This is a genomic window from Kitasatospora sp. NPDC036934, from assembly GCF_055608425.1.
This window is the reverse complement of record NZ_JBVJQR010000001.1, coordinates 536,208-553,073: the sequence shown is the minus strand read 5'-3', so window position 1 is coordinate 553,073 and position 16,866 is coordinate 536,208. Positions and strand designations below refer to the sequence as shown.

At 74.2% G+C, this 16,866-nt stretch carries 15 protein-coding genes and 2 pseudogenes; 9 read left to right on the top strand and 8 right to left on the bottom strand.

Annotated elements, in window-relative coordinates; genetic code table 11:
• Nucleotide 1 precedes the first annotated feature (1 nt).
• The 3 genes and pseudogenes from ACZ7BZ_RS02480 to ACZ7BZ_RS02470 form a co-directional block, all read right to left on the bottom strand.
• The gene (locus ACZ7BZ_RS02480; RefSeq protein ID WP_470356750.1) at nt 2–1,609 is read right to left on the bottom strand and encodes a DUF6351 family protein; all 1,608 of its coding nucleotides are present in this window, start codon (nt 1,607–1,609) and stop codon (nt 2–4) included.
• Between the two features lie 53 nt (nt 1,610–1,662).
• On the bottom strand, nt 1,663–2,346 hold the full coding sequence (locus tag ACZ7BZ_RS02475; protein WP_470356749.1) for a cytochrome b/b6 domain-containing protein: 684 nt from the start codon (nt 2,344–2,346) through the stop codon (nt 1,663–1,665).
• Nucleotides 2,297–2,656 (bottom strand): annotated as a pseudogene (locus ACZ7BZ_RS02470) (molybdopterin-dependent oxidoreductase); the annotation flags it as partial. The pseudogene ACZ7BZ_RS02470 and the gene ACZ7BZ_RS02475, both read right to left, overlap by 50 nt.
• A gap of 257 nt (nt 2,657–2,913) precedes the next feature.
• Here ACZ7BZ_RS02470 and ACZ7BZ_RS02465 point away from each other — a divergent pair.
• Nucleotides 2,914–3,189, top strand: a pseudogene (locus ACZ7BZ_RS02465) (arsenic transporter); the annotation flags it as partial.
• A gap of 340 nt (nt 3,190–3,529) precedes the next feature.
• Nucleotides 3,530–4,567, top strand: a complete 1,038-nt coding sequence (locus ACZ7BZ_RS02460) for a zinc-dependent alcohol dehydrogenase family protein (protein ID WP_470356748.1) — start codon at nt 3,530–3,532, stop codon at nt 4,565–4,567.
• 45 nt (nt 4,568–4,612) lie between these two features.
• Here the strand turns inward: ACZ7BZ_RS02460 and ACZ7BZ_RS02455 are convergent, their stop codons facing one another.
• The 3 genes from ACZ7BZ_RS02455 to ACZ7BZ_RS02445 form a co-directional block, all read right to left on the bottom strand.
• The gene (locus tag ACZ7BZ_RS02455) at nt 4,613–5,467 is read right to left on the bottom strand and encodes a DUF4184 family protein (RefSeq protein WP_470356747.1); all 855 of its coding nucleotides are present in this window, start codon (nt 5,465–5,467) and stop codon (nt 4,613–4,615) included.
• 283 nt (nt 5,468–5,750) lie between these two features.
• A complete protein-coding gene (locus ACZ7BZ_RS02450; protein WP_470356746.1) occupies nt 5,751–6,653 on the bottom strand; it encodes a hypothetical protein in 903 nt (300 codons plus the stop codon).
• Entirely contained in the window at nt 6,650–6,976 is a 327-nt protein-coding gene (locus tag ACZ7BZ_RS02445) for a PadR family transcriptional regulator (RefSeq protein ID WP_470356745.1), read from the bottom strand. Before ACZ7BZ_RS02445 ends, ACZ7BZ_RS02450 begins: the two co-directional genes overlap by 4 nt.
• 179 nt (nt 6,977–7,155) lie before the next feature.
• Between ACZ7BZ_RS02445 and ACZ7BZ_RS02440 the strand changes: the two genes are divergently transcribed.
• The 5 genes from ACZ7BZ_RS02440 to ACZ7BZ_RS02420 all read left to right on the top strand — a co-directional run bounded on the left by ACZ7BZ_RS02440 (nt 7,156) and on the right by ACZ7BZ_RS02420 (nt 12,099).
• The gene (locus tag ACZ7BZ_RS02440; protein WP_470356807.1) at nt 7,156–8,391 is read left to right on the top strand and encodes a M20 metallopeptidase family protein; all 1,236 of its coding nucleotides are present in this window, start codon (nt 7,156–7,158) and stop codon (nt 8,389–8,391) included.
• A gap of 221 nt (nt 8,392–8,612) precedes the next feature.
• Nucleotides 8,613–10,337, top strand: a complete 1,725-nt coding sequence (locus ACZ7BZ_RS02435; protein WP_470356744.1) for an Ig domain-containing protein — start codon at nt 8,613–8,615, stop codon at nt 10,335–10,337.
• A gap of 146 nt (nt 10,338–10,483) precedes the next feature.
• Nucleotides 10,484–11,239 carry a 2OG-Fe(II) oxygenase gene (locus tag ACZ7BZ_RS02430; RefSeq protein ID WP_470356743.1) on the top strand — a complete coding sequence of 252 codons (756 nt, stop codon included), beginning with the start codon at nt 10,484–10,486 and terminating at the stop codon, nt 11,237–11,239.
• Nucleotides 11,240–11,248: 9 nt separating this feature from the next.
• Nucleotides 11,249–11,545, top strand: coding sequence for a metal-binding protein (locus ACZ7BZ_RS02425; protein ID WP_470356742.1), 297 nt, complete (start codon nt 11,249–11,251; stop codon nt 11,543–11,545).
• A complete protein-coding gene (locus ACZ7BZ_RS02420; protein WP_470356741.1) occupies nt 11,542–12,099 on the top strand; it encodes a hypothetical protein in 558 nt (185 codons plus the stop codon). Before ACZ7BZ_RS02425 ends, ACZ7BZ_RS02420 begins: the two co-directional genes overlap by 4 nt.
• A gap of 232 nt (nt 12,100–12,331) precedes the next feature.
• Here the strand turns inward: ACZ7BZ_RS02420 and ACZ7BZ_RS02415 are convergent, their stop codons facing one another.
• Nucleotides 12,332–13,126: an NAD-dependent epimerase/dehydratase family protein gene (locus ACZ7BZ_RS02415; protein WP_470356806.1), complete on the bottom strand. Its 795-nt coding sequence runs from the start codon at nt 13,124–13,126 to the stop codon at nt 12,332–12,334.
• Nucleotides 13,127–13,540: 414 nt separating this feature from the next.
• Between ACZ7BZ_RS02415 and ACZ7BZ_RS02410 the strand changes: the two genes are divergently transcribed.
• The gene (locus tag ACZ7BZ_RS02410; protein WP_470356740.1) at nt 13,541–14,575 is read left to right on the top strand and encodes a YihY/virulence factor BrkB family protein; all 1,035 of its coding nucleotides are present in this window, start codon (nt 13,541–13,543) and stop codon (nt 14,573–14,575) included.
• A gap of 17 nt (nt 14,576–14,592) precedes the next feature.
• Here ACZ7BZ_RS02410 and ACZ7BZ_RS02405 read toward each other — a convergent pair whose 3' ends face one another.
• Entirely contained in the window at nt 14,593–16,230 is a 1,638-nt protein-coding gene (locus ACZ7BZ_RS02405) for an alkaline phosphatase family protein (protein WP_470356739.1), read from the bottom strand.
• A 432-nt stretch (nt 16,231–16,662) separates the two neighbouring features.
• On the opposite strand from ACZ7BZ_RS02405, the gene ACZ7BZ_RS02400 reads away from it, so the two are divergent.
• On the top strand, nt 16,663–16,854 hold the full coding sequence (locus ACZ7BZ_RS02400; protein WP_470356738.1) for a hypothetical protein: 192 nt from the start codon (nt 16,663–16,665) through the stop codon (nt 16,852–16,854).
• Nucleotides 16,855–16,866 lie beyond the last annotated feature (12 nt).

The following is a 16,866-nucleotide window of genomic DNA, read 5'->3' as shown; positions in this document are numbered from 1 at the left end:
GTCAATGCCGATTGGCCGGGGCGCAGCGGAAGCTGGCGGCGTCCGCGATGTCGCCGTGGCCGGTGTAGCGGGAGACCAGCGGGTAGGCGCAGAGGTTGCGGCTGACCGTCCGGCCGTCGGCGGTGTTCAGGGTCGCGGGGAGCGTCTGCGGCGCCTTGCCCTGTTCGACCCAGGCGGTCAGCGCGGCGAGGTCGGCGGTCTTGCCGGAGAGGCCGCAGTGGGCGGTGCCCGGGGCGAGGAAGAGCCGGTAGAAGTCGTCGACGTTCGAGGCGCCGCCCATCCGCCGCTCGACCTGCTTGCGGTAGCGCACCGTGCCGGCGGCCGGGATGAACTCGTCTGCCGTGCCGTGCCAGCTGAGCAGCTTGCCGCCGGCGTCGCGGAAGGCGGACAGGTCCGGGTCTGCGGTGCCGATGACCTTGTCGTATTCGGCCACGGACTGCTGGAACAGCTGAACGAACCGGTCGGCGGTCAGGGTCGTGACGTCCAGCGTGGGCTGCTTGGCGACCCAGGTGGACACCCACTTGGCAGGTACCGGGAACGGCGCGCCCACCGGCTGGCCGGCATCGTCCGTGGTGTGGCCGGCGAGGGCGCTCAGGTCAGCCCCGATCGGCGTGCCGGCCCACAGCTTGCGGCCCGAGGAGGTGCGCGGACCGTCCCAGATCCGACGCACCACCTCGGCGTCGGCCGCGCTGATCGTCACCTGCTTGCCGTCGCACTCGATGGTGGTGCCGATCAGCCGGCGCGGGTCGAAGCCGCACTCGTCGGGCCGGGACACCAGACCGTCCCGGGCGCCGTCCAGCCCGTCGCAGGCCTGCACGGCGGCGGCGGTGAAGGCCTCGAACTCGCACTTCGTCGGGTAGGTGTGCGCCTCGTTCATCACCACCTGCGGCCACAGCGTGGCGACTTCGAACTGCGTCCAGTTGACGGCGGGCGCGTTGGCGAGGATGCCGTTGTAGTCCTCCGGGTACTTCTGGGCCTCCATGTAGCCCTGGCGGCCGCCGGTGGAGCAGCCGTTGAAGTACGCGTACGAGGCGGCCCGCTGGTAGTGGGCGGCGATGACGTCCTTGGCCACGACGGCGGCCTCGTGCTCGGAGCGGGAGGCGAAGTTCTCCAGCAGCGTCGAGTCGACGGTGCCGTCGCTCTTCAGCCCCCACCCGGCGTCGATGTAGGTGCTCACCCCGGCGTCGGTGGTGGCGGCCGCGTAACCGCCCTTGAGGGCGGCGGCCAGGTTGCTGCCGTAGTCGCCGGCGGCGTAGGCGCTGCCGCCGACGGTCTGCAGCCGGCCGTTCCAGTTCTGCTGCGGCAGCCAGACCCGCACCTTGGCGTGGTCGCCCTGGCCGGGGTGGGTGAGGGTCACCGTGACGTCGCAGAACGCGGGGACGTCGGGAACGTGATCGGCCTTCAGCGGGAACACGGCGGGCACGTCGACGGTGCCCGCCGGGTGGGCGACCGCGGTGACGGCCTCCACCTGCGTGCCGTCCGGGGCCGCCACCGCGGGGGCGGCGCAGCTGTAGCCGGCGGGCATGCCGGTGTCCGCCACCGCGCCGGGGGCGTAGAGCACGGCGGCCAGCGGCAGGCCGGCCGCGAGAACGGTCAGGAGTCGTTTCATCGGGATTCCTTTCGAGAAGGTGAAGTTGCCCTAGGTACGGTGGCGTTGACGAGTCAGAGGTCGGGTGAGGAGCCGGGCCCGTGGTGTTCCTCCGGCAGCCAGTGCGGGTGGTGGCGGCGCGCCCAGGACCGGCTGACGTAGCCGGTACGCATCCCCCGCCGCGACTCCCGGTCCCGCAGCGCCCGGCGGATGTGCCCGACCAGGACGGCGGCCACCGCCCAGGCGAGGCAGTCGTGGACGAAGATCGCGCTGGTGCGGGAGACGAACGGCAGCAGCCGGGTGAACCACATCAGCAGCCCGGTGGCGGCCATCACCAGCACCGCTCCGGCGATCCAGCCGGCGTACAGCTTCTGCCCCGCGTTGAACCTGCCCGCCGGCCGGTCGTACGGCCCGGTCAGCCGCCGGTGCGCGGCCCGCAGCCACTGCCGGTCGTACGGCGCGAAGCGGTTCAGCCGGCGCAGGTCGGCGCGGAACGCGCGGGAGAGCAGGCCGAGCAGCACGGGCACCGGCAGCAGGATGCCGGACCACTCGTGCAGGGTGGTCACCAGCCTTCGCCGGCCGACGAGTTGGGCCAGCGGGCCGAGGTAGAGGCAGGCCCCGGCGGCGCCGCACACCAGCATCAGCAGCCCGGTGCTCCGGTGGACCAGCCGCTGCGCCCGGGTGAACCGGCGGACCCGGCCGCCCGGTTCAGACGGCGGCGCCGCGGTCGGCGCCGCCGAGCCAGCCGTCGACCGCATAGCCGTACTCCTCCCAGTAGCCGGGGATCACCCGGTCGGTGACGGTGATGCCGGACAGCCACTTGGCCGACTTGTAGAAGTACATCGGCGCCACGTACAGCCGCACCGGGCCACCGTGCTCGTGACTGATCGGCTCGTCCTGCATGTTCAGCGCGACCAGCACGTCCGGGCGCCGGGCCTGCTCCAGGGTGAGACTCTCGCTGTACGCCCCGTCGAAGCAGGTGAACCGGAGCGCCTTCCCTTCGGCGCGCACTCCGGCGGCGTCCAGCAGCTCGGTGAGCCGCACCCCCTGGAAGGGCGTGTCCGCCGCCGACGGATCACCGGCGCACAAGTAACTGTTCTGAACGGTTATTAGATTGGCATCCGCGCCGGTCACTCGTCAACCCGGTTACCGCATCGGCAGTGATGGCGCATCGCGGAACGCGCCGACTGGCCTGCCGATGCGCCACAAGGAGCTCGGACGGCTCAACTCGACAGCACACGGCCACCATCGGGCAGTCCTGCGATTTCATCACCGGTCTATATGGTTACTGACCAGAGACGCTCAGCCCCTGCCGGTCGCCGCCCGCCGCCCTCGGCCTGGACGCCACCGTCGTACTGCTGACGCCGGTGGTGTTCGCCACCGCCGCCCGGCTCGGCGCCCGCCCCAAGCCCCACCTGTACGCCTGCACCCACCTGTCCGACACCGCCTCGCTGCTGCTGCCGGTCTCCAACCTCACCGATCTGCTGGCCTGCGCCGCCAGCGGACTGGGCTTCACTCGCTTCGCCGCCCTGATGGCACTGCCCTGGCCGGCGGCCATCGCCGTCGAGTACGCGGTGCTGCGCCGCTTCTTCGCCACCGACCCTCCTCACCCTCGCCCTCGTCCCGGGCCTCGGCATCCTGGTCACCGTGGCCCGCTGGCTCCGGTCCGGTGACCGGCGGCACGCCCTGCTCGCCGCGCTCGTGGTGGCCCTGCTGCTGGGCGGCGCCCTGCTCGGCTGACGCCGGGCCGCCTGGGCGTTGGCCTCGCGTCCGTACGCCCGGCCTCGCCGCACGCCCGCCCCGGAGGCAGGCTGGATGGAGCGGGCCACCCGTCCGGCGGACGGCAGAACAACGGGCGGCACGCGGCACGCGGCAGGCGGCACACGGCAGGCGGCGGCCGACAGGCGGCAAGCGACGGACGGCAGACGGCAGGAGTCGGCGATGGACACGACGCGACCGGCACCGGGCAACAGCGGGGCCTGGGTGGTGGCCCGCCCCGGTCCGGTGGCTGCGGCGGGACCAGGGCCGCTGGAGTGGGAACGCCGGCCGCTCCCCGAGCCCCGGCCCGAGGAGATCCTCCTCGACGTCGAGGCGTGCGGGGTGTGCCGCACGGACCTGCACCTGGCGGAGGGCGACCTCGCCCCCAGGGTGCCCAGGTGCACGCCCGGACACGAGGTGGTCGGACGCGTACGGGCGGTCGGCTCCGCCGTCGACGGCTTCGCGACCGGCGACCGGGCCGGAGTCGCCTGGCTGGCCCGCACCTGCGGCAGCTGCGCCCACTGCCGGAGCGGACGCGAGAACCTCTGCCCGCACTCGCGCTACACCGGCTGGGACCGGCACGGCGGCTACGCCCACCACCTGACCGCCGACGCCCGCTTCGCCTACCGGATGGCCCAGGGGCCGCCCGCCGAGGAACTCGCCCCGCTGCTGTGCGCCGGGATCATCGGGTACCGCGCCCTGGAACGGGCCGAGCTGCCGCCCGGCGGACTGCTCGGAATCTACGGCTTCGGCGCGTCCGCCCACCTCACCGCCCAGATCGCCCTCGCTCGGGGCGCCCGGGTGGCCGTGTTCACCCGCGCCCCGGCGGCCCGACGGCTGGCCCTGGAACTCGGCGCGGCCTTCGCCGGGGACTCGTACGACCCCGCACCGGAGCCGCTCGACGCGGCCGTCCTCTTCGCCCCGGTCGGCGAACTGGTACCGGTCGCCCTGGCCGCCCTCGGCCGCGGCGCCACTCTCGCGGTCGCCGGCATCCACCTCAGCGACATCCCCACCCTCGACTACCAGCGCCACCTCTTCCAGGAACGCACGCTGCGCAGCGTCACCGCCAACACCCGGGCCGACGGCCGCGCGTTCCTCGCCGAGGCCGCCCGGGCCCGCCCGATGGTGCACGTCAACCGCTACCCGCTGCGGCAGGCGGACACCGCACTCAGGGACCTCGCTGCCGACCGGGTGACCGGCGTCGCCGTCCTGCTGCCGTAGCCACACGCGGGCCGGGCCCGGGCGCACGGTCGGGCGGCGGTGCGGTCAGGCGGCGGCGTCCGCCCCCGCCCCGTCCTGGTGGCCGGACCCTCGGCCCGCCGTGAGGGCGCGCCGGATCCACCAGCCGGCGGCGTACAGGGCGAGGGCGGCGATCAGTCCGGCGCCCGCGCCCTTCGCCGCGTCGGACAGCGCCCCTTCGAGGACGGCGCCCAGCGGCTGCCCGGCCGTCGCCGCGTCCGGCCCGGCGTGCCACCGCCAGGCGTGGGCGACGGCCCCGGCGGCCGCGCACAGGGCCAGCGAGAGCAGGACGCTGCGCGGCGCCGCGCCCGTGCCGACCCGCAACCGGGCCCGCCCGCGCCACCCGTACACCGCGATGGCCGCCAGGCCGCCGACGGTGCTCATGTGCTGCAGCGCCCGGGCCCAGGTGAGGCTGCCCGCCAGGGTGGACTCCAGCCAGGGCGTGCGGGTGGCCACGAAGCCGTCGACGTGGGTGAAGGAGTCCCAGACCAGGTGGGTGGCGATGCCGATCAGCGCCGACAGCAGCACCCAGCCCGCCCGCCGGACCACCGTCCCCGCCGTCCGGGCGCCCGCCGGGCCGAGCGGCGACGACGGCAGTGACGCCGGTGACGACAGTGACGCCAACGGCCGGTGCCCGGCCAGGAACATCGCCCACAGCGCCAGGGTGTACGGCAGGCCGACGGTCAGGGCCCCCGGCAGGGTGTGGGTGGTCGTGGCGTTGGTGAACGGCTCGTACCAGGACTGCGCGCTGACGGGCAGCCCGATGGTGGAGACGAAGTAGGGCATGTCCGGCGCCACGGCTCCGGCGACCAGCGCGGCCCGGCTGAAGGGCCCACGCAGCAGCGGCAGCACGGCGGCGGGGTGGGACAGGGTGAACGGCATGGGCATCCTCTCGCGCGGACCGATAGTCCGTCGAACGGAATGCTACGTCAAACGGACTAATACCTGCGTGCCGATCCCCGCCCCCGGTCGGCGCGGGCCGTACCGGCGCCGAGGCGATCGAGCGGGCACACGGAGCAGGGCGCTCACCGGGCGACGGCTGACCGGCCGGGCCGCTGAGCACGGGGCGCACCGGGCGGTCAGAGGTACCGGCGGCAGCGGCCCGCCGCCCGTACGCGGCGTGCGCTCCGGCGCGATCCCAGCCTTCCCGCCCCGGGGGCGGCGCTCAGGACGACCGGCGGAAGGCCAGCCCCAGGCGGCCGGCGAGCGGGACGGCCGCCAGGGCCGCCGCCAGGACGATCGCCAGGCAGGTGACGGCGGTCGGGTCGCCCCAGGCGGTGGTGCCGGCCTCGGCGAGCAGCGGCGGGCAGGCCAGGGCGAGTGCGGCCAGTTCGCGACCGCCGCGGGATCGGCGGTGCCAGGCCGAGGCGGCGCCCGCCGCCGCGAGCACGAGCAGGGGCCAGCAGCCGTAGTCGGTGCTGACCCAGGGCAGGACGTGGGCGCCGACGGCGGCCCGGGGCACCAGGACGAGCGCGATCACGGCCCCGGCCGCCCCCGCCGGTAGCGCGCCCGCGCCGTCCGCGCGCCGGTCCGGTGGGCAGGCGAGCAACAGGGCCGCCGCCAGGGTGGCCGCGGCGGGGGCGGCGACCGGGTCGCCGAACGCGGGCCCGCCGGCCACGGCGGCCGCCGCGAAGGCGAGCAGTCCGAGCACCGTGCAGGGCAGACCCACCCGTCGGCGGCCGGCCAGGGCGGCGGCCGCGCCCGCGAAGACGAGCAGTGCGGAGCCGAGCAGCGCGCCCCAGGCCCCGGACAGGTCGACCCGGAGCTGGGACAGCACCGGCGTGGGCGAGGTGACCAGGGCGGTGTACCAGCGCAGCAGGTGCAGCCCGCAGGCGGTGGCCGAGGCGGCCAGGACGAGGGGGTGGGCCAGACCGAGTGCCCGTGCGGCGGGGCCGGCCGGCCCGAGCCCGGCGCGCATCCGCAGGGCCTGGGCCGCCAGTTCGCCCGCGTCCCGCAGGCGTGAGCGCAGCGGCTCGCCGGCCGTCATCTCGTGGAAGGTCGCGGCGATCTCCTCGCCGTGGGCCCGGCGATGGGCGGCGGGGTAGAGCCGGAGGACGTGTTCGATCATGTGCCGGTGGCCGCCGGCCGGGTGGCGGAGAGGCGGCGGGCGGCCTCCCTGGCCGTCGCGGCCAGGCGTTCGGCTTCGGCCGCCAGTCGTTCCCGCCCGGTCGGGGAGAGGGTGAAGATCCGCCGGGCCCGGCCGTCGACGACCTCCTCCCGGTCGACCTCGATCAGCCCGTCGGCCAGCAGCCGGTCCAGCGCCCCGTACAGGGCGCCGGTGCGCAGGGCGACCCGGCCGTGGGTCATCGCCTTGATCTCCTGGGCGATGGCGTATCCGTGCCGGGGGGCGTCCGCGAGGGCGGTCAGGACCATCACGGTGGGTTCTTGCATCACACGCTCACTCACCCCATGAAGATAGTCATTCCGCCGGAGCATCTCAACGAACCCCGGACGGGGCCGCGCTCGGGCCCGGCTGGTGGCGGATCCGTGAACCTGCCCGGAACGGCGGGGGCGACCCCCGATCATCGAGCCAGACAGTCCGTCCGCCCCCTGGAGGCCCCGTGTCCGACCTGCCCACCTCCGTCACCCTGCTCGACCGGCTGGGACTACCCGACCTCGCCCGCGATGCCGCCCGCCTCCAGCCCGAACTGGTCGCGCTCCGGCGGGAGTTGCACCAGCACCCGGAGCTCGCGCTGGACCTGCCGCGGACCCGCGACCGACTGCTCACCGCGCTCGACGGGCTGCCGCTGGAACTCACCCTCGGCACCGGGCTGAGCTCGATCACCGCCGTGCTGCGCGGCGGCCGCCCCGGGCCGGCCGTGCTGCTGCGCGCCGATATGGACGCCCTGCCCGTCCAGGAGAGCGCGGGAGTGCCGTACGCGTCCACCGTCCCCGGCGTGATGCACGCCTGCGGGCACGATCTGCACATGGCCGCACTGGTCGGTGCCGCCCGACTGCTGGCCGAGCGGCGCGCCGAGCTGGCCGGGGACGTGGTGCTGATGTTCCAGCCCGGCGAGGAGGGGGCGGGCGGCGCACAGCTGATGGTGGACGCGGGAGTGCTGGAGGCGGCCGGGGATCGGGTGGTGGCCGGGTACGCGCTGCACGTGGCTGCCGCCATGCTGCCGGGCGGGCTGGTCGCCACCCGCCCGGGGCCGGTGCTGGCCGCCTCCGACACCCTGCGGGTCACGCTGCGCGGGCGCGGCGGGCACGGGTCCAGCCCGCACTCGGCACTGGACCCGGTGCCAGCGCTGTGCGAGGCGGTGTTGGCCCTCCAGACGATGGTGACCCGGCGGATCGACGCCTTCGACCCGGTGGTGCTCACCGTCGGCACGCTGAGCGCCGGTACGGCCGCCAACGTGATCCCGGACGAGGCGCGGTTCTCGGCGACCGTCCGCTCCTTCTCGCCGCACGCGCGCGAACTGGTGCACCGCGAGGCGCTGCGGGTGGTCCACGGGATCGCGGCGGCCCACGGGCTGGAGGCGGTCGCCGAAGTGGAGCCCGGCTACCCGGTGACCGTCAACGACCCGGTGGAGGCGGGGTTCGCGGCCGCTCTGGCGGCCCGGCTGCTCGGGCCGGAACGTTTCGTCGAGATGCCCAAGCCGATCGCCGGCTCCGAGGACTTCGGCGTGGTGAGCGCACTCGTCCCGACGGCGTACCTGATGCTCGGAGCCACGCCGGCCGACGGCCGCGACCCGTTCGCCGCGCCCTACAACCACTCCCCCGACGCCGAGTTCGACGACGGCGTCCTCGCCGACGGCGCCGCGCTGCTGGCCGGCCTGGCCCTGGGGCGGCTGGCCCGGGGATGACCGCCCCAGGGCGGTCGGCAGCCGAGGAGATTCGGTGTGCCCGCGGTGCTCTGACGGTGTCGCAGCTGCTCAGGGCACCACGGCCGGTGACGGGCCACCGTGCGGAGATCTCATTCGTCGCGTTCCGTTCAAACGCCGCTTACCCCATCATGGAACCGTGTCTGCGCGCCTACGCGCGTAGCTCTCCCCTGTACTTCCCCACACCACAGAGGACTTGACCCATGTTCAGACGCATCGAAGCGGTACGTCCGCTCGCCCTCGGCGCCGCCGCCCTGACGGTGCTCGCCGGCGCGGGCGCCGCACCCCACCCGGCCGCCGCGGCCCCGGCGAAGAGCGCGACCACCGCCGCCACGACCACCCAGCACCGCGTGCTGTTCGACAGCAGCAAGGCGGAGACCGCCGGCAACGCGGACTGGATCATCAGCACCAGCCAGCCGGACCCGCTCGGCCAGAACGCCAACCCCCAGTCAGAGACCGACTGGACCGGCGCCATCTCCAGCTGGGGCGTCGCCCTCCAGAAGACCGGCCAGTACAGCCTCAAGACCCTGCCGAGCGGCTCCACCATCACCTACGGCACCGGTGGCGCGCTGGACCTCGCCAACTTCGACGAGTTCGTGCTGCCCGAGCCGAACATCCGGCTCAGCGACGCCGAGAAGACCGCGGTCATGACGTTCGTCCAGAACGGCGGCGGACTCTTCCTGGTCTCCGACCACACCAAGAGCGACCGCAACAACGACGGCTGGGATTCCCCCGCCATCATCAACGACCTGATGACCAGCAACTCGGTCAACAGCAACGACCCGTTCGGTCTGTCGGTCGATCTGCTCAACATCCAGACCGACAACCCGACCGCCGTCAACGACGCCGCCGACCCCGTCCTGCACGGCCCCTTCGGCACCGTCACCGGCAGCATCATCCGCAACGGCACCACCTTCACCCTCAAGCCCGCCGACAACCCCACCGTCAAGGGCATCGTCTACCGCACCGGCTACTCCGGCACCACCGGCGCCTTCTTCGCCACCAGCAGCTTCGGCAAGGGCCGGGTCGCGATCTGGGGCGACAGCTCCGCCATCGACGACGGCACCGGCGAGCCCGGCAAGACCGTCTACGACGGCTGGAACGACCCGGCCGGCACCGACGCCGCCCTCGCCCTCAACGCCACCGCCTGGCTCGCCGGCAGCGGCGGCGGCACCACCACCGGCAGCGTCACCCTCAGCAACCCCGGCGCCCGGACCGCCACCGCCGGAACCGCCACCACCGTCCAGCTCTCCGCCACCGACACCGCCGGCGGCACCCTGAGCTACGGCGCCACCGGCCTGCCCGCCGGCCTCGGCCTCAACAGCACCACCGGCCAGATCAGCGGCACCCCGACCACCGCCGGGACGTACTCCGTGACGGCCACCGCCACCGACTCCACCGGCCCCTCCTCCTCCGTCACCTTCACCTGGACCGTCCAGCCCACCGGCGGCGGCACCGGCTGCACCGCCGCCCAACTGCTCACCAACCCGGGCTTCGAGGCCGGTACCACGGCCGGCTGGACGGAGACCAACACCGGCGGCAGCAGCACCATCAACAGCAGCTCCAGCGAGCCCCCGCGCTCCGGCGGCTACGACGTCTGGCTGGACGGCTACGGCAGCGCCAACACCGACACCCTCGCCCAGACGGTCACCCTGCCGACCGGCTGCAGCACCTACACCCTCAGCTTCTGGCTGCACGTCGACACCGCCGAACCCACCACCAGCGCGTACGACAAGCTCACCGTGACCGCCAACGGCACCACCCTGGCGACCTACTCCAACGTCGACGCCGCCGCCGGCTACCAGCAGCACACCCTCGACCTCGCCGCCTACGCCGGCCAGACCGTCACGCTCAAGTTCACCGGCGCCGAGGACTACACCAAGCAGACCTCCTTCGTCCTCGACGACACCGCCGTCAACGTCGGCTGACCCGACACCGGTTGCCCTCCCCGCACCGGGGAGGGCAACCCAGCCGGAACCTCCCGGTCCGAAAGCCGCCAGCCAGTACCGTCGCGGCGTCGCAGACTGGATCCGACGCGGCCACCCCGACGGACCGCGGTGAGGAACCGAGAGCGATGACCGTCCGCACGACGCCCGTGAGCACCCGACCCGGCACCGCCGCCCTCGCGCAGGCCCGGCAGCGCGTCGAGGCGGCCGACTGGCCGGCCCTCACCGAGGAGCTCGACGCCCACGGCTGCGCGCTCACCCCGCAGCTCCTCAGCGGCCCGGAGTGCCGCGACCTGGCCGCCCTGTACGAGCGTGACGAGCTGTTCCGCAGCACCGTGGACATGGCCCGGCACCGCTTCGGCTCCGGCCAGTACCGGTATTTCACCCACGAGCTGCCCGAGCCCGTCCACGCCCTGCGCCAGGCCCTCTACCCGCAGTTGCTCACCATCGCCCGCGGTTGGGCCGAGCAGCTCGGCCGGCCCGCGCCCTGGCCCGACACCCTCGACGAGTGGGTAGAGCGGTGCCACGCGGCCGGACAGGCCAAGTCCTCGCAGATCCTGCTGCGTTACCGGGCCGGCGACTGGAACGCGCTGCACCGCGACCTCTTCGGCGACCTCGTCTTCCCGCTCCAGGTCGTCATCGGCCTCGACGAACCCGGGACCGACTACACCGGCGGCGAGTTCCTCCTCGTCGAGCAGCGCCCCCGGGCCCAGTCCCGCGGCACCGCCACCGTCCTCCGGCAGGGCCACGGCCTGGTCTTCACCACCCGGGACCGGCCCGTCCGCTCCACCCGGGGCTTCTCCGCCGGCCCGGTGCGCCACGGCGTGAGCACCGTGCGCTCGGGCCTCCGGCACGCCCTCGGGCTCGTCTTCCACGACGCCTGAGGCCGCACCATGACCGACCCCGACTCGCCGTCTGCGGCACGGACCTACCGCCCGGTCGGCCCGGACGGCCTCACCCACCCCAGCAGCCGGCCCGGCACCCTGGGCGGCCACCGGCGCGCCCGCGTCTACGGGCGCCTCGACCGCCCGTCCGCCCGACGCGCCGTCGCCGCCGGCCACTACGTACGCCACCGGGTCTTCTTCGCCGACGAGCCCACGGCCCTCGCCGCCGGCTACCGACCGTGCGCCGTCTGCCTGCCCACCACGTACCTGCGGTGGAAGGCCCGACAACAGGAGCAACAGCCATGACCCCCGCCGCCCCCGGCCCGTCGCCGCTCATCCACCCCGGCGAGCTCGCCGACTCCCGGCCCCTGCCCTCCCCCGGCGAGCACACCGAGGCCGAACTCGACACCCTGATCGGCCTGTTGACCGCCACCCGCCCCCGGGTGCACACCGTCAGCGTGGGCCACGGCCGGGACGACGTCTCCCGGGCGGCCGCCCGGGCCTTCGCCGACGCCTGGCAGGCCCGCAGCGGCTCCGTGCTCACCGTCACCGACTGGCCCGAGCAGGCCGCCTCCTGGCTGCGCCCGGCCCAGCGGTTCACCGCTCAGGCCCCGGACGCCTGGGTGGTCGCCGCCGCGCCCCTCGGCTGGATCCAACTGGCCCGGCGGCTGCGGCACAGTACCGGCTGGACCCCTGAACGGACCTTCGGCTTCGCCGCCCTCGCCGAACCGCGCGCCATCGCGCTCGCCGGGCCCGACACCCTGCACGGTCTGCGCGGCGCCACCCCGGACGGCCGCACCTGGGAGGTCCGGAACGGCTGGCTGACCACCCCAGTCCCGCCGGACGGAAGCATCCCGTGAACGCCACGCCGCCGCTCTTCCCGCCGCAGACCGCAGACCGCACCGACGAGCGACGTGCAGAAGACCTACGCCGGCGATGAGACCGCCGACCACCGACTCGACACCGGCCGGTCACCGGTCACCGGTCACCGGTCACCGGCCGATGTTCTCCACACCGCGCGAACTGGCGCGGACCCTCCTCGACGCCGCCGGGGACGGCGACCCGTAGCCGCGCCCGGGCCGCGGACGCCGGTCAGCGCCCGGCCCGGGTGAAGGCACCGCCGAGGTAGCGGTGCTCCGGGTCGTCCGGGGCGAGTTCACCCAGTTCGGCGATCAGCTTCGCGGCGTAGGCCTCGGCGTCGTCCTGCGGCCGGTAGCCGAGGGCCCGGGCGGTGGAGAGGTCCCACCAGGCGCGGGTGTTGGCGGAGATGCCGTAGGCGACGGTGTGGCCGGTCACCGGGCCGGTCAGGGCGGCGTGCACCAGGCGGGCGCAGTCGCCGGGGCTGAGCCAGGTGGAGAGCATCCGGATGCTGCGGGGCGCGGGGGTGAAGGAGCCGATGCGCAGCGAGACGGTCTCCATCCCGTGCCGGTCGGCGTACAGCGAGGCGAGGTCCTCGCCGAAGCACTTGGAGAGCCCGTAGTAGGTGTCGGGCCGCTGCGGGGCGTCCACCGACACGGCGCTGCCGTCGGCGGGCCGCTCGGTGAAGCCGGTCGCGTGGTTGCTGCTGGCGAAGACGACCCGGCGCACGCCTGCGGCCCGGGCGGCCTCGTACAGCCGGTAGGTGCCGTCGATGTTGGCGGCCAGGATGTCGGCGAACGGCGCCTCTCCCGGGATCCCGGCCAGGTGGACCACGGCGTCGACGCCCTCCGTCGCGGCCGCGAGCGCCTCGGCGTCCGCCAGCTCGGCGGTGATCGCGTCGGGCTCGCCGGGCACCGGGAGGCGGTCGAAGCAGCGCAGCCGGTAGCCGTGGGCGGGCAGCAGCTCGCGCAGGCAGCTGCCGATGCGGCCGGCGGCGCCGGTGAGCAGGACCAGGCGGGGCTGGTTCACCATTCCGTGGTTCTCCCATGATTGATCGACGGCTCGTCGCCGGGTCCACGCGGGCGAACTCGGCGACGAGCGAGGATACCTGACGCGAGGCCAGGGCTCGCGGCGATATTCGGGCCGTCCCACGGCCGCCCCGTCCCACGCCCGCCCGGCCCACGCCCCGCCCGACCGACCGCAGGGGCGACCGGCGTCCCGACCGGGATCCCCGTGGCACAGAGCCGCGGCCCCGGCCCGCGCGTCCACCGCTCACGGCCTGGCGGACGAACGAAGGGGCACCGGCCGTGCGGAGCACCACCGCGGGGGCGTAACGGCCGCACGGCGCTCCGGGTGCGTACCGGTCGGCGGGCCGGGCAGACGCGTCCACGCGGGCCGTTCGGTGACCGGGTCCGCACACGGCACGACGCGGAGGAGGACGGCATGAACCCGGTCGAACGCGCACTGCGATCGGTTGACCGCTTCCAGCAGCGCCACCGGCCCACCGCCGTGGTGTTCGGAGTGGTCAAGAAATACGGCGACGACCGGGGCGGGCTGCTCGCCGCGCTCGTCAGCTACTACGGCTTCCTCGCGCTGATCCCCTTGCTGCTCCTGCTCAGCACCGTGCTCGGCTTCGTCCTGCACGGGAACCCCGGCGCGCAGCGGTCCGTCCTCGACTCGGCGCTCGCCGACTTCCCGATCATCGGCGACCAGCTCCGCCAGAACGTCCACTCGCTCCAGGGCAGCGGGTTCGCGCTGGTCGTCGGCGCGCTGTTCCTGCTGTACGGCGCGCTCGGCATCGCCCAGGTGCTCCAGCACGCGATGGCCGAGATCTGGAACGTCCCGGGCGTGCGCCGGCCGGGCTACTGGCCGCGGCTGGCCCGCAGTCTGCTGCTGCTCGCGGTGCTCGGCGTCGGCGTGGCGCTGGGCACCGGGGCGGCCTCGCTGGTCACCGTCTCGCTCGGCGGTACGGCGGCCCGGATCGGCGGACTGGTGGTCTCCGCGCTGCTGAACGCCGCCCTGTGCCTGGCCTGCTTCCGGGTGCTCACGCCCCGCGGGGTGCCGACCCGCGCCCTGCGGCCGGGCTGCCTGCTCGCCGGGCCGCTGTTCACCCTCCTCCAGGCGTTCGGATCGCTACTGGTCGTGCACGAGCTGCGCCACGCCAGCCAGGTCTACGGGTTCTTCGCGACCGTGATCGGCCTGCTCGCCTGGATCTACCTGGCCGCGCAGATCACGGTGTACGCCGCCGAGGCGAACGTCGTGCTGGCGCGCCGCCTGTGGCCGCGCAGTCTGCTCCAGCCGCCGCTGACCGACGCCGACGAACAGGTGCTGAGCGCCATCGCCCGGCAGGAGGAGCGCCGCCCGGAGCAGCAGGTCGACGTCGCCTTCACCGACGATGCCTTCACCGACGGCGACGCCCCGGAGGCGCCGGACGATGACGCCGGGGGCACCGCTCCCCCGCCGTCATCGGCGGCCTGACGCCCGCGCTCCGGTCGTCAACGGACCGGCAGCACCCGGGTGTGCTCCTCTCGGACGGCCTCCAGGGCGTTCGGCCGGAGGCCGAGCAGCTTGAGGATGGTCGGCGCGATCTGCTTGGTCTCGACCTTCTCGTCCCGGCGGACGCCGTCCGGGGTCGCGGCACCGGAGACCACCAGCGGGACGTCGAGGTCGTCGGGGTGGGCGCCGCCGTGCTCGGCGATCTTGCTGCCGCCGGTGTAGACGACGCCGTACTGGGCGACGCCGTAGACGTCCGGCACCCGGGGGTCGCCCGGGTCGACGCCGAAGTGGTCGGCGGCCTCGTCGCCGGCGTAGATCTTCTGCACGCCGCTCTCGGTGAAGGGGCGGGGCTTGCCGTCGATGTCGACGCCGTTGCCGTGCTGCGCCAGCAGGTAGTCCTTGGCGAACCCGGTGGCGGTCGCGGAGCGGTCGTTCAGCCAGAGCAGCACGCCGTCGTCGTCCACGGCGTGGGCGACCAGGTCGCCGGCACCCGGGTGGGCGGCCTTCCAGGCTGCGTTGAGGCCGTCCAGCAGCGGGCCGTCGTCGATCCGGTCGAGCGCGGCCGGGTCGGTCGGGGACTGGCCGTGCTTGGCGGAGAGGATGACGGTGGTGGAGCCGTCCAGGTGCTGCTTGCGCAGTTCGGCAGTCAGCGCACCGATCTGCTGGTCGACGTACGCCAGGTTCTTCTCCACCAGCGGGCCGGGCACGCCCTTGGCGACGTAGCCGCCCCGCAGTCCCTGGGAGCTGGCGAGCTTCTGCGCGGTGGAGACGGACTGGAAGTTCAGACCGAACACCGCCGGGGTGCCGACCAGCTGCGCGCGGCTGTGGTCGTAGCCGTCGATCTGGTTGAGGACGGCCTGCACCTTGTAGGAGTCGTACTGCTCGGTGGCCTGGTTGTCCTTGGTCCAGTCGCCCTTGTAGCCGGTCGCCTTGCTGTTGATTTCGGGGGTGAAGAGGTCCTGGATGCCTTCACCCGAGGGGCCGTTGAGGATGTCGTAAGCGGCGTGCTTGTCCGACCACGCGGTGCGCAGCCCGGCCTGGCGGGCCACCTCGAAGACGGTGTTCACCTGGAGGTAGGAGTGCGGGTAGACCGGCCGGCAGGTGTCGGGGTCGACGGGCAGCTTGGCCGGGTCGATCAGGGTCTGCGGGCGGCCGGTCATCCGCAGGATGGAGCCGGGCAGGCCGGGCAGGCCCTGGCCGGCGTCGAGGGCGTCCTTGTTCTTGTCCAGGTCCTCGGTGAGGTCCACCTCGACGCCGGGCTTGGCGCTCTCGCAGTCGGTGGTGCCGGCCGGGAGCAGCGCGGCGTCGTAGGTGTCGTCGTAGTAGACGCCGGTGGTGCCCGGGCCGCCGCCGGTCAGCTGGGCGACCATGCCGGGGAAGGAGTCCGAGGGGTCGGTGGTGCTGGCGCGGGTGAACTCCACACCGCCGCGGACCAGCCGGGCGAGCGCCGACTGCGGGTGCTCGGCCACGAACCGGGCGAGGTCCGCCTGGTGCAGGCCGTCGACCGACACCAGCAGGACGTGCGCGGCGCGGGCACCACGGCCCTCCTCGGCGGCGGCGGCCTGGGCGACGGTGGATCCGGCCAGCACTCCGGCGGCGCCGATGGTGGCGGCCAGCCGGACATAACGACGGGTCACAGAGGTCTCCTGTGGAGGGGGAAGGGAAGTCGCGGAGGCGGTGCGCCCCCAGGGTGGGAGGCCCCGGTGTACCGGCGGCGGCCGGCACATGAACAACTCCGGACTCCGGCCCGGAGAGCGGCGCGATTTTACCGTGACCTCACCAACTCGTGGCGCTGCCATGGTGCTTGGACGACGGGCGCGGCCAGTGCGGCCCCGCGCTCCGGCCTGCGTGCGGCCCGGTGTTCGGGCCTGGGTGTTTCGTGTCAGATGATCTTGATTGATTGCCAAACGATCTTGACCGACCGCGAATGACAACGCGGTGCGCCCGGGAGAGGAGGTGGGGGTCGCCGAGGCGGAGCGGTGCGAGGAGCGTGGTCCCAGGTTTGGCTGTCGGGCCGACATGGCGGCACCACCCGGCTGGCGTTCGCGGGCGCCGCGGGGAGTGGGACGGTGGCCGGGAGATCCGGCAGGGTTGCCGGATCTCCCGAAGGCCGGGGTCGGCGCCCCCTGCCCGCCCTCCCGGGGCGGGACCCGGCCGAGTTGATCGGCCACCGGGTGCCGCTGTCCGCGGCCGCCGACGCCTACGACCTGTTCGACCGCCGCGAGGCCTTCAAGATCGTCCTCGCTCCGCCCGAGACGTGACCCTCGGGGAGG